This window comes from Adlercreutzia agrestimuris (assembly GCF_943193125.1).
GTDB classification, from domain to species: domain Bacteria; phylum Actinomycetota; class Coriobacteriia; order Coriobacteriales; family Eggerthellaceae; genus Xiamenia; species Xiamenia agrestimuris.
The window spans coordinates 320,689-332,944 of sequence record NZ_CALPCX010000001.1 but is presented as its reverse complement, the minus strand read 5'-3'; the positions used below and the strand labels follow the sequence as shown (position 1 = coordinate 332,944).

Below are 12,256 nucleotides of genomic sequence, written 5' to 3'. Positions count from 1 at the left end.
GGTAAGAGCCGCAAGACCAAAAGAGCCGAATCCATTTGGGTTCGGCTCTTTTTTGCTCGGGGAATCCAGATGTTATTTCTTTCCAGATAGCATTTCACTGTGTGCATGGTACAACATAGCATCCGCGTATCTTTTTGTTACATTGCTGAACTAAAAAATGGCGGTTTTTGGCGAAGTGTGGCAGGGAATGTGTCCGATTAGGCGGTTTTTGAAGGTTGACCCACCTAATCGGCAACTTTTCCAGCCAATTTGAGGCCCAATCCACCTAATCAGGCACTTTTCCTGCCAAAGTTTGGTGTTTTATAGTAAATTTTATCACGAGGGGGGCTCGGACACTTCTCCGTCCGCTCCAGCAGCCATCTGAGCAGGACAAATGTGCGAGCGCCGACACACGCCGCCGCGTGTGGTGACAGTCAGCGAGGCCTGCGAATATTGGCACCACCAGCAGATGCCAGTGCGGTCGCCACACGCGCAGGAACGTGCAAGGGATAGTTAGTTCAGCGGCAGATGCACAGTAAATGTAGCGCCTTTTCCACACTGGCTTTCAACCGTGATGGTGCCTCCATGAAATGCAGCAGCATGTTTGGCAATAGCAAGTCCAAGACCGGTGCCGCCTCGTTCCTTGGAGCGAGACTTATCAACACGGTAAAAGCGCTCGAAGATTTTTTCTTGATCCTCGGGACTAATGCCAATGCCGGTATCTTTGACGCGAATATACGCTTCGGATTGCGGTAAGTCTTCATTGAGGCCTTCGGCAACCAGCGTCTTATCTACCATGACGGTGACTTCGCCACCACGATTGCTGTATGCAATTGCATTACCGATTACATTACGTATGATCTGCGTGAGGAGGGTAGGGTTACCCACAATCTCTGTTTTGTTGCCAAGCACACGAACAATGACCTCATTTTTCTCTGCAAGCGGCAAAAGCGCCTCCGCTGCAGTTTTAGTGAGAGCGAATAGTTCAATGGGCTCTTTGCCAGCATTTTCAAGAACCGGATCATCAAGGCGCGAGAGCGTGAGGACATCATCTATAAGTTCTCGCATGTGCATTGCCTCTTCTCCTATAACAAGGGCAAAGCGCTGCGCATCTTGTGGAGGAATGTTGGGCGACGCTAAAAGTTCGGCATAGCCAGAAATTACTTGCAGTGGCGTTTTGAGTTCATGGGAGACGTTCGCAGAGAACTCTCGGCGCAAGTTCTCTGCGCGTGCTAATTCCTGGTTCTGTGCTTTGAGTTGGGATCTCTGTGTATCAATGCGCGTAAGAAACGGCCGCATTTCTTCGTAAGTGTCAGTCTCAAGTGGCGCCGAAACATCAATATCCTCAAGGGGTGCTACTAATCGACGCGTGATAAGACGAGATACCACGCTTGAAAGAGCAGCCGAGATAAGCAGAGCTACAAACAGGGGAAATGCCAGCGATTCCGTGAAGGAAAATACAGATTCACGCTGCTCAGAAAGGCGAAGTATGCTTCCAGAATCAAGTTCAATTGCTGCATAGAGCAAATCTTGACCGAGCGTATCTGAATGTCGAACCACCGCGCTTTTACCCGTTTTGATGGCTTCTATGACCTCGGGTCGGTCGGAATGATCTTCGCTGAGATCTCCTTGACTGTCAAAAAGAACTGTTCCATCAGCATCAATGAGTGTATAGCGAATGCCCTCATTGAACTGGTAATGCAAGATTGCAAGTGCGTCGGTGTCAGGGTCAATGGGCGCAAGATCATCTGCCTCAGGCGATATGGTGGCAAGTATGTTTGGATCTGTGGTGGTAGCTGTGCTACTAGAAACCGCTGCCGCCATATCAGCTGCAGAAATGTCAGTGCGCGTTCCCGCGGCATTGAGCGCTTGAGCAGCGTTTTCGGCAATCATCTGCAGGTGATCTTCGGCGCGATGTTCGCTGCTAAAGTAGAAAACAAACGAAAAGACGCCGCCAAAAAATACCATGATGAACAGCGAGTATGCCATTATAGTGCCCAAGATGGCAGTGGAAAGCCGGCGGCGCGTTGTGTGGCGTGCCATAGGATCAGCCTCGGAGGGTGTAGCCAACACCACGGATCGTTTCAATTTGCGCGGCGGCTTTTGTGCTGGCTTCGCCAAGCTTTTGACGAAGTGTTTGTACATGCACGTCAACCGTGCGGGTGTTATCGGTAAATTCCCAACCCCACACATGTTCAAGCAATTGAGAGCGTGAAAGCACGCGATCTTGATGCTCGATAAGCATCAGTAGCAAATCGAACTCTTTGCGCGTGAGCATTACTTCAACCCCATCTGCCCAAACGCGATGCGCTGCTTGATCAAGCTTGATAGCGCCACAGATCAAAGGCGCATTTTCTGGAATTGGAGTGGTGACAGTGAGAGAAGGAAGGGCAGCACGGCGAAGGAGCGCGCGCGTGCGGCTTACCAATTCCATCATGCCATAAGGTTTTGCCAAGTAATCATCGGCACCCAGATCAATGCCGGTAACTTTGTCTATTTCAGCTGATTTTGCAGAAAGCATCATGACGGGGATGTGTGCGGTCACAGGATCTGTCTTGAGATCGCGTAGAATGCTCAGACCATCTTTTCCGGGCAGCATGATGTCTAACAAGATGGCATCGGGGAGGTTCTCTTTGCATGCTTGTTCAAAGGCGTCTGCATGGGAAAACCCGACAACCTCAAGACCGGCTTGACGAAGCGCATACATCGTCAAATCTGCAATGTTAGGATCATCTTCAACGTAATAAATCATAGTGTGCATTGTAACTGAGGGTGTATCTGGGTCGTAAGAGCTCTCTTTAAACTGTGTGAGATTTGTAGCATAGACGCCATAGGAATAAGTATGGCGCGAAGCTTTGCCGAAAGAATTAGCCAAATCGTCCTGCTACATAATCTGCGGTGCGTTTGTCGTGGGGGTTGGTGAAGAGCGTTTGTGTGTCTTCGCATTCAACCATTTCGCCCATAAGGAAAAATGCTGTTTTGTCTGATACACGTACAGCCTGTAGCATGTTGTGAGTCACCATGATGACCGTAAAGCGATCTTTTAATTGGGCAACCAGTTCCTCAATCTTAGCGGTAGAGATAGGGTCAAGGGCACTGGTGGATTCGTCCATCAAGAGCACTTCAGGTTGCACAGCAAGTGCGCGGGCAATGCAGAGACGTTGCTGCTGACCGCCCGAAAGCCCAAGCGCGCTTTTCTTGAGGCGATCTTTTACCTCGTCCCAGATGGCAGCATCGCGCAGTGATTGCTCAACAATAGCATCAAGCTCGTCGCGGTTTTTGATGCCGTGGGTTTTGGGTCCAAAAGCTACGTTTTCGTAAATGCTCATGGGGAAGGGGTTAGGCTGCTGAAACACCATGCCAACGCGTCGTCGCAAGTCATTTACTCCAATGTCGGTGCGGATGTTGGCGTCATCTAACGTGATAGTTCCTTCAATTCGGCAATTCTCCACTAGATCATTCATACGATTAAGTGATTTAAGTAGTGTGGATTTTCCGCAACCAGAAGGTCCAATCAATGCGGTGACCTGGTTTTTAGGAAAATCAAGCGAAATATCTTTGAGCGCATGGAAAGAGCCGTAGTACAAATTGAGGTGAGATACGCTCATTTTTGCTGGAACGGGGCATGGTGAATGTGTGGCAGGGTTATCGCTTGTTACTGAGACATGCTCGCAGAGAGAAGAGGAAGGGGCTGTTCCAGAAGCGGTTGGCGACATCGTTATGTGAGACTCTTGGAATGAAGAGTTTGGCAAGATGACGCGGGGAGCTGATTGCACAAGAGCAGACATAAAATTACAGCCTTTCTTTTGAGAGCTTTTTGGCTACGGCATGGGTGATCATGTTAAGCACAACCACCATGACCAGCAGCACGACTGAGGTGGCATAGGTTTCGCCGAGGTGTAACCCCTCGCTTGCAAGCACATACATATGAACTGCAAGGGTTCGGCATGATTCAAAGAGCGCGAAAATGCCTTCGCCACCAAAATTGGGGATCTGCGCGACAGTGCCTGCAGTAAAAAGCAGGGCAGCAACTTCGCCAACACATCGTCCAAGGGCAAGCAGTACGCCACCTAAAATGCCTGGCAGCGCAGAAGGAAGCACGCAATGCAGAACCGTGCGAACGCGCCCTGCACCCAAAGCAAAGCCACCTTGGCGAAGTGACTGCGGGACTGCCATCAGCGCTTCTTCAGTAGTGCGCATGATGACGGGCAGCACCATAATGGCCAGCGTACAAGCGCCCGAGAGCAAGGAGAGTCCCCATCCAAGTGCAGTGGTGAAAAACAGCAAGCCAAAGAGGCCATAGATAATTGAAGGAATGCCTTGCAATGTTTCGGTGGTGATGCGCACGATACGAACAAAACGGCTGTTTGGGCGTGCGTATTCAACAAGGTAGATTGCCGAGGCAACTCCTACTGGCACCGCCATTACAAGGGAGAGCCCAGCCATAATGAGGGTGCTAATAAGCGCGGGCATAAGCGAGACATTCTCAGAAGTGTATTCCCATGCAAAGAGCGACAAAGAGAGATGGGGAACACCTTGTATGAGGATGTATCCCACAATGCTTACCAGTGCAAGAGCGCTCAGGGTTGCACCGGCGTATGTGCAAAACTTGAGAAGCTTTGAGCTCATGATTTCTCTCCTCGTTTCTTAATGGCGGCAAAGAGTAGGCTGATGAGCATGATGAGCACAAACAGAACCACACCCGTGGCAATAAGTGCACCTTTGTGCAGGTCAGCGGCGTATCCCATCTCCAGCACAATGTTCGCTGTTAACGTGCGCACACCGCTTAAAAGAGACTCTGGGATTACGGGTTGGTTGCCCGCCACCATAACTACCGCCATGGTTTCGCCAAGGGCGCGCCCAATGCCCAGCACAACCGCCGCCATAATGCCTGAAAAGGCTGCGGGAACCATAATGCGAAACACCGCGCGTTCATGGGTGGCACCCAAGGCAAGTGCTCCTTCGTAGTAATTCTTCGGTACAGCATCAAGGGCACTTTTTGACACGGTGATAATAGTTGGCAGAATCATGATGCCAAGGATCAACGCGGCTGCTAAGAGGGAAAAGCCGTTGCCTGGAAGCGTTGTACGAATGAGCGGTACCACCACCATAAGAGCGAAAAAGCCATATACCACCGAAGGTATGCCTGCAAGAAGTTCTATGCCTGGTCGCAAAATACGAGCGATGCCTTTTGAAGCAAACCGCGAAAGATATATAGCGGTAAAGATGCCTGCAGGTACACCAATGATAATGGCACCGACTGTTACATAAATGCTGCCAATGATCATGGGGAAAATGCCAAACTCATCTGCTGTTGGTTTCCACGTTTGGCCAAGAAGAAACTCCGGAAGCCCAATTTCTGCCAGAGCAGGAATGCCGTTAGCAAATAGAAAGATGCAGATGAGGGCAACTGCCACAATAGAGAGAGCTGCTGCGGCCATAAAGCAAATGCGCGCTGCGGTTTCTTTGAAAGACGATTGACGCATGATGCTACGCTCCCGTTGTGTCGTTTTGTTTGGATGTCTGCTGCCACGAAGGAAGTTCGCCAAACGTTTTTATCTCACCAGAAAAAATACGGGCAACTTCGGTACTGCTCAGATCATCAAGAGGAAAGTCGGGATTAACAATTACCGCAATGCCGTCATATGCCAAAGGCGTGGCAACCATGCCGCTTGCTTCTTCTGATGACGTGAGATCACGCGAGGTCATGCCAATGTCGCAGGTGCCTGATTGCACCATGGAGATGCCGGTAGTGGAATCTGATTGCTGTACCTCAATGGAGGCGTCTGGGTTGAGCTCTTCGTAAGCTTCTGAGAGTTTTTCCATGATGCCGGTAACCGATGAGGATCCTGCAATGACAAGCTTGCCATGCGGGCGCTGACTGGCTGCAGCGCGTTCATACAAGGCGGGATCGCTTAGAGCACTTACAAACCCTTCGCTTTCAATAATGGCTTGTCCTTGTTCGCTTGAAACAAAGCGTAAAAAGTCATTTTTGAGAATGCTTGTCTCTTGGTTATGAGTAGAAGACGTCTCTTCAAAAGGGGCATCGGTCACAAGAGCAAAGGTGCGATAGACCTTATAAGATCTATCCTTAATGGTTTCAATACTAGGCACTACTCCATCAATGGCCAGTGCTTTAACGGAGTCATTGAGCGAGCCATAAGAGATATATCCGATGGCAGCAGGGTCGCTTGCAACCGAAGTCATCATAACGGCTGTTGAGTTGGTAACAACAGCAGTAGGCGTAATGGTGTCAACTGTTTTGTCGTTGATGGTAGTCTCAAGACCAAAGAGTGAAGCGAAAGCGCTGCGCGTGCCCGATCCGTCTTCGCGCGAATAAACCGAAATAGGCTCGGTATCGAGGTTAGTTTGTGCGCATCCAAGACTAACAAGTGCAGCGCCTGTTGCGCAGAGTGCAAAAAGCAGCGTCAAGGCTTTGCGGGCAAAGCTGCAAAGAAGCTGGTAATTCACTGCAGGACGTTCCTTTCTTCGCAAGGAGGCATCTAAAAGCCTGCATTAGAAAGGATGACGTGTGTATGTAAAGAGAAGATCAAGTGCGAGCAAATATCATGCAAAAGCTTATCTACCATGTGCCGTATGCACTAAACGCGCATTGAGCGCATAACGCTGCGCAAAAGATATGCTCATGCGTATTAGAGGGCGTCAGTAAAGCGCAGGTTCATATCAACCGGCGTATTGATGCCTGCAACGCTTCCTGAGCCACTGAATTGCCACATGACAATGTCCATTTGTGCGGTGGGGTGGGGTTGGTCATATTCCGCCAACCAAAGAGGAATCCCTTCAAGCTCTTTGAGGTTATAGCGAAGCAGATCATTGCGGTTGCCATAAATCATGACGTCGTAACCGCCCGCTTCAATACGCTCGCAAAATGCCAAGGCGCACTGGGTGAGCGTTTCGCGATCCAAATTGTTGGCGCGTGCGTTTGCTTCGGCAACCGATTCGTGGTCAAACGCAACGGGGAGCTCAAGCGATCTTCCGTTGAGTTGTTGAAGCGCCATATCAGCCTCTTCGCGAGCTTCTTCAACTGTTGTTGCTTGCGAGAAAAAGTATGCGCCGCACGCAAGACCTGCGGCTTGTGCTTCGTCTAAGTTGTACTGGGCGTTTGCGTCTGCAAACAGGCCGCCTTCGGTGTAGCCGCGATTGCCCAGTCTTACCATGGCAAACGAGATACCGTCGGCTGCAACTGCGTTCCAGTCAATGTTTCCTTGAAGTTCAGAGATATCAATGCCTACCTGAGATTTGACTTCGCCATCTTCTGAATAAGTGAAGCGACCATCCTGTTCAACCATGCCGTCCCAGTTGTAGGGCGACACATAGGTTTCCACCTCAGGCACAGAAACCGCACGTAGGGAGCTTGACCCGCACTGTGACACGCTTATTGCCACTAAGGTCACACTGATGATCACCAATACAAGGACAGCAAGAGCGAAGAGTGATTTGCGACGCTTCGCTTTTTGTTGCTGCTCGGCAAGTGTGTTATGGAATTGTGTGGTTTGGTAGTTCTGACGATATTGAGGCGCACTGCCCGATGGTGTGGCTGTTGTGTGTCGTGCGTGCGTATGGCTCTTAAAATGCTTCATGGGGGTATCGTAGCAGATCACTCATGGTGATGAGGTTGCAAACCCGTGACGAATAGGGCTGCCCACACGATAAAAACCGACCCGCTCAGATGAGCGGGTCGGTAGTTGGTGAGTGTAGCTGCTGCTGGGGGACGCGCTTATTTGTTGCGGTGGGTGTTGCGGCGATGGCGCAGCCAAAGCAGAACTGTTGCCGATGCGCAGATGAGCATAACTGCAGCAACGAAGAGTACGCCAAGCGAATCGCCAGTTTGGGGCATCGCGGACGCTGTGTTTGGTGCCTCGTTGTGAGCGGGGGTGCTGGTATTGGCAGCTTCGCTCTTGTTGGTGGTGTTTGTTCTTTCGGGTGAGCCAGAAGCTGCATTAGGGGTTTCACTTGAGGTTGTGCCTGCATTAGAACTTGCGTTAGAGCTTTCGCCTGAACCGGCAGATGGTGCGTCTTGGGCTGGTTTATCAGCTTCGGCGCTATTGTCGGTTGAGCTATTGTCGCCAGCGTTGTTGCTGTCACCTGCGCCTTCATTGTCGTCGGCAGAGGTGCTGTCATCAACTGAGTTGTCGTCGTTGACGGGGTCATCAACTGCTGGTGGCGTAGTGCTACCTTCGTCTACCAATAAGTCATCTGGCAGTGTTGTGAGGGCGGGCGCATAGAGCAAGTTGATAATGTTATCCTCAGGGGAGGTTGATACCTGAATAGATGAGGGGAAGCTCTCCACAAACATCAGATCATCAATTGCAACCGCATGATCTTCTCCGGTGACAGGGCGGTTGAAGCGCAAGCCGTTAAGCTGGTATTCGCCAAGCTTGGTGAAGAGAATGCTTTCGCCACCAATTTCAACCAAATCACTTTGGAATGACTGATAAGTTGCATAGTCGTCGGTGGGATCTTCGCTCATGATGTAGTAGTTCACTGTTGCGCTGTTATTCTGTGTTGCGAAATAGTGCAACTGAAGATTATTCTCCTCGGGGTTTTCGCTCAATACGTAGCTTTCGGCCCAGCCATCAAAGAAAAAGTAGCCATCAAGGTTTTCCACGTAATCCCACGAGTTAAACGTTTCGCCTACCGGTAATCCGTCAAACGTTTTTGTTTGGAGAAGACGCATATTTGAGGGATGATCAATAGATTCATCAAAGGGCATAATCTCGCAGTAGTAAACCGTAAGCGAGGTTGTTTGTGTGTCTGCCGACAACGTCAGATCATCGGTTTTATGTGCAATAGACGCCAGGGGCAACTCAGAGAGATTCAAGGCTTCGTTGGTTGTGGCGTTGTTTGTTGTATTGCTCGCAAAAGCCAAGAGAGGCGATGCGGCTAATGTAAGCGCTAAGGCGCCTGAGAGAACCAAGATCTTCAGGCGGGACAGCGCACGGGATGAGTGCAAAGAGTAAGACTTCATAACCTTGTCCATTCCTTCAAGTTAGGCACGAGCGTAGTGCGATGGTTGGTAGCAGTCACACAGTAATGCCACGTGATGCAAGTGATAGTTTAACTGCGTGTAGTGAGCTTTCGTTTGTTGTGCGATTGCTCGTGCTAACGATTATTTGAAGCAAGGAAATTTGCTTCTAGAAAGATTGCCCAGTCCTTATAGAAGCATGTTCAAAGTAATGTCAAACAAACATAGATGTGTGAAATAGCAAGCGAATAGGTGTGATTTGAGTTCGTTTCGCCATGGGCAGAGTGTACTAAAAATGGGACACTATAACAAGAGGAATTACTAAAATATAAGGTCAAAACAGAAGAATTTACAAGCCCTTTACAAAACTTCATCAACGAAACAAAAAGCAATCCACCTAACTAAAGAGACGTTAGAGCTCGTCGGTGTCAAGGACAATAGTAAACGGTCCGTCGTTGAGAAGCTCCACCGCCATATCAGCGCCAAAACTTCCAGTTGCTACCGGAAATCCCTCTTCGCGAACGAGTTCAACAAAGTACTCGTAGAGTTGGTTGGCAACATCGGGCGCACCTGCTTCAATAAAAGAAGGGCGGTTACCCTTTTTGCAGTTGGCATAGAGGGTAAACTGTGAGACCACGAGAACTTCGCCATGAACATCAGCAAGTGAGCAGTTCGTTTTGCCGGCCTCGTCTTCAAAAATGCGCAAGCGAGAAATCTTGCTCCAAAGTTTGCGCGCTTGCTCTTCGCCGTCGTCGTGTCCAACTCCCAACAAGATTAAGAATCCGTTACCAATCTTGCCGATGGTTGCATTGTCAACTTTTACGCTTGCGTGGCTTACTCGTTGAATGACAGCTCTCATGATACGGTTGCGTCCTTGCTATTCGGTGTCTTCTGCATAGTGAGACGGCAGGCGAGAGGCAAGACGATTCTGCGCCAGTCGCGTGCGTGCTATGCGAGATGATAGCAAATGAGAGGAGCGCAGACGTGGTTTTATGGTGCGTGCAGGATTGAGCCACGCGTTTTTGACGTAGCGAGCGGTGTAGAGAATTGACACGAGAGACCCAGTTGTTTTTGCTGATTGCTGCGCGAGGTTATCTTTGGAAGGTGCGGTGGTTGCGCGCGTATCGCGTCGTTCGATATGCTGGCGTATCAAGTTGAGTGCCCAGACAAGAGCTGCACCTACAAAGGCAAATCCCAGGTCAAATGTTGTCAGATCCATTGCAGGCAGAGGGATGTCAAGCGTGAGAGGGCCGCGGGCAATTGCCAAAAGTGATCCTGCCATCATGCCAATGACGAAGAACATTATTTGCGCGCGGTAGTGTTCAAGGCAGTGTTTCATAACATGCGTGAACAAGAGAACTCCGCAAAAAGCTCCTGCTGCAAAGATACCAAGCACCGCCACGTAGTTCATGTCAAAACTTAGCGTTGCGCGAATTGCTGTCATGATGGGAGCGTATAAGCCAAATACCAACAGCAAGGTAGATCCAGAAATGCCAGGTAGTACCATCGCGGAGATGGCCACCATGGCAGCTATGAACACATAGAGCACCGTAGAAGGTGAGAGCGCATCATTTGCCAAATTAACCGTTGAGTTAATCACGGGAGAGGCGAAGGTTACCAGGGCAACTAAGGCAAATCCAACAAGGGCAAAGACCCATGCGCTCGAAGTGCTGCGCAACTCGGTTTTGTGTTCGCGCACCAAAAACGGAATGGAACATGCAATGAATCCCATGAACAACGAGCTTACGGCATAGACATGATGCTCAAACAGGCTTGAGAGAGCAAACGCCGCTAATGCAAAACCAACGACCCAACCTATGCCAAGTTTTGCTAAGAAGCGCAGAGCGGAAAGTCGCGCGGGGCGTGTGCCGTGTAAAGCATCGTCAATGGAGGTAATGAATCTATCGTAAAAACCTAGAAGAAAGGCGACGGTTCCACCTGATACGCCTGGAACGCTATCGGCAAGCGCCATGCAAAAACCACGAACAAAGTTGGTAATCATAGGTAATTTCCTCATAATTATACTTAACCGAGAATAATGAGTGCATAGCTTGCCAGCCGTTGACACGCTTGTCTATGGTTTTCACAACTCTTGCTTTGCGTCTTCGCAATATCATCAAAATTCTGTCAATTTGGTAACAGGCGTGGGGGTTGTATTTCAAATACGTGAAAACATTTTGCCAAGCGTTGCGCGCGCGAAAGTGAATGCGTAAGGTAACTTCAGACAATAAAGTTGACTGAAGGAGTAATCCATGGCAAATCAAACTCCCACACGTATTGGCATTTTTGGGTATGGCAATTTGGGCCGCGGTGTTGAGGCTGCTTGTGCGCAAAATGACGACCTTGAATTGGTTGCAGTATTTACGCGTCGCAACCCCAGTGACCTGAAGTTGCGCACTGAAGGCGTACCGGTTTATTCCGACGACTCGCTGTCAGCGCACACCGACGATATTGATGTTTTGGTTTTGTGCGGCGGCAGTGCAAACGATTTGCCTCGTCAGACGGCTGTTTGCTCCGCGCTTTACAACTTCGTTGATTCGTTTGACACGCATGCAAAGATTCCGCAGCATTTCGCTGAAGTTGATGCTCAGGCACGCCAAGCCGGTAAGGTTGGCGTTATTTCTGCAGGATGGGATCCGGGTCTGTTTTCGCTGGCACGCGTCTATGCTGGCGCAGTTTTGCCCGAAGGTCACGACTATACCTTCTGGGGTCGTGGCGTTTCTCAAGGCCACAGCGATGCCATTCGCAATATTGACGGTGTGGCAGATGCGCGTCAGTACACCGTGCCCGTTCCGGCTGCGCTTGAGGCGGTTCGCAACGGAGAGAACCCTGATCTAACCACGCGCCAGAAGCACACACGCGAGTGCTATGTTGTTGCCGAAGAGGGAGCTGACCTGGATGCAATTGAACAGGCTATCGTGACAATGCCGAATTATTTTGCTGACTATGACACAACTGTTACGTTCATTAGCCAAGAAGAGCTTGATGCTAACCATGCAGGTATTCCGCATGGTGGTTCAGTAATTCGATCTGGGAACACGGGCTTTGATGGGGCTACCAACCATGTAGTTGAGTTCTCGCTTAAGTTGGACTCAAACCCCGAGTTTACCGGCAGTGTTTTAGCGGCAACTGCTCGTGCGGTGCATCGTATGAGCCAGGAGGGACAGGTTGGGTGTCGCACATTATTTGATGTGCCGCCGAGCTATCTCTCGCCGCTCTCTGATGAAGAGTTGCGCGCTACGATGTTGTAATGCGTCGCCGCTAAGCGTCTTCAATGCGTCCACCTTGCGG

The 12,256-nt window shown here is 50.0% G+C and carries 11 protein-coding genes; 1 reads left to right on the top strand and 10 read right to left on the bottom strand.

What is annotated here, in order from left to right:
• Nucleotides 1-492: 492 nt before the first annotated feature.
• From NFR28_RS01385 to NFR28_RS01340, 10 genes are all read right to left on the bottom strand, one after another.
• Nucleotides 493-2,022, bottom strand: coding sequence for a sensor histidine kinase (locus tag NFR28_RS01385; RefSeq protein WP_251178048.1), 1,530 nt, complete (start codon nucleotides 2,020-2,022; stop codon nucleotides 493-495).
• A gap of 4 nt (nucleotides 2,023-2,026) precedes the next feature.
• A complete protein-coding gene (locus tag NFR28_RS01380; protein ID WP_251178047.1) occupies nucleotides 2,027-2,854 on the bottom strand; it encodes a response regulator transcription factor in 828 nt (275 codons plus the stop codon).
• Nucleotides 2,847-3,767, bottom strand: coding sequence for a phosphate ABC transporter ATP-binding protein PstB (pstB, locus tag NFR28_RS01375; protein ID WP_338025891.1), 921 nt, complete (start codon nucleotides 3,765-3,767; stop codon nucleotides 2,847-2,849). Before pstB ends, NFR28_RS01380 begins: the two co-directional genes overlap by 8 nt.
• A 4-nt stretch (nucleotides 3,768-3,771) precedes the next feature.
• Nucleotides 3,772-4,608, bottom strand: coding sequence for a phosphate ABC transporter permease PstA (gene pstA, locus NFR28_RS01370; protein WP_251178046.1), 837 nt, complete (start codon nucleotides 4,606-4,608; stop codon nucleotides 3,772-3,774).
• Nucleotides 4,605-5,465, bottom strand: a complete 861-nt coding sequence (gene pstC / locus NFR28_RS01365; RefSeq protein WP_251178045.1) for a phosphate ABC transporter permease subunit PstC — start codon at nucleotides 5,463-5,465, stop codon at nucleotides 4,605-4,607. The genes pstA and pstC overlap by 4 nt, the downstream gene beginning before the upstream one ends.
• Before the next feature lie 4 nt (nucleotides 5,466-5,469).
• Nucleotides 5,470-6,450, bottom strand: a complete 981-nt coding sequence (locus NFR28_RS01360; RefSeq protein ID WP_251178044.1) for a substrate-binding domain-containing protein — start codon at nucleotides 6,448-6,450, stop codon at nucleotides 5,470-5,472.
• A 182-nt stretch (nucleotides 6,451-6,632) separates the two neighbouring features.
• The gene (locus NFR28_RS01355; protein ID WP_251178043.1) at nucleotides 6,633-7,580 is read right to left on the bottom strand and encodes a glycoside hydrolase family 25 protein; all 948 of its coding nucleotides are present in this window, start codon (nucleotides 7,578-7,580) and stop codon (nucleotides 6,633-6,635) included.
• 137 nt (nucleotides 7,581-7,717) lie between these two features.
• Nucleotides 7,718-8,968, bottom strand: a complete 1,251-nt coding sequence (locus NFR28_RS01350) for a hypothetical protein (protein WP_251178042.1) — start codon at nucleotides 8,966-8,968, stop codon at nucleotides 7,718-7,720.
• Nucleotides 8,969-9,377: 409 nt separating this feature from the next.
• Entirely contained in the window at nucleotides 9,378-9,824 is a 447-nt protein-coding gene (dtd, locus tag NFR28_RS01345) for a D-aminoacyl-tRNA deacylase (RefSeq protein WP_251178041.1), read from the bottom strand.
• A gap of 18 nt (nucleotides 9,825-9,842) precedes the next feature.
• Nucleotides 9,843-10,967: a DUF368 domain-containing protein gene (locus tag NFR28_RS01340; RefSeq protein ID WP_251178040.1), complete on the bottom strand. Its 1,125-nt coding sequence runs from the start codon at nucleotides 10,965-10,967 to the stop codon at nucleotides 9,843-9,845.
• A gap of 250 nt (nucleotides 10,968-11,217) precedes the next feature.
• Between NFR28_RS01340 and NFR28_RS01335 the strand changes: the two genes are divergently transcribed.
• Nucleotides 11,218-12,216 carry a diaminopimelate dehydrogenase gene (locus NFR28_RS01335; protein ID WP_251178039.1) on the top strand — a complete coding sequence of 333 codons (999 nt, stop codon included), beginning with the start codon at nucleotides 11,218-11,220 and terminating at the stop codon, nucleotides 12,214-12,216.
• The last annotated feature ends 40 nt before the right edge of the window (nucleotides 12,217-12,256 follow it).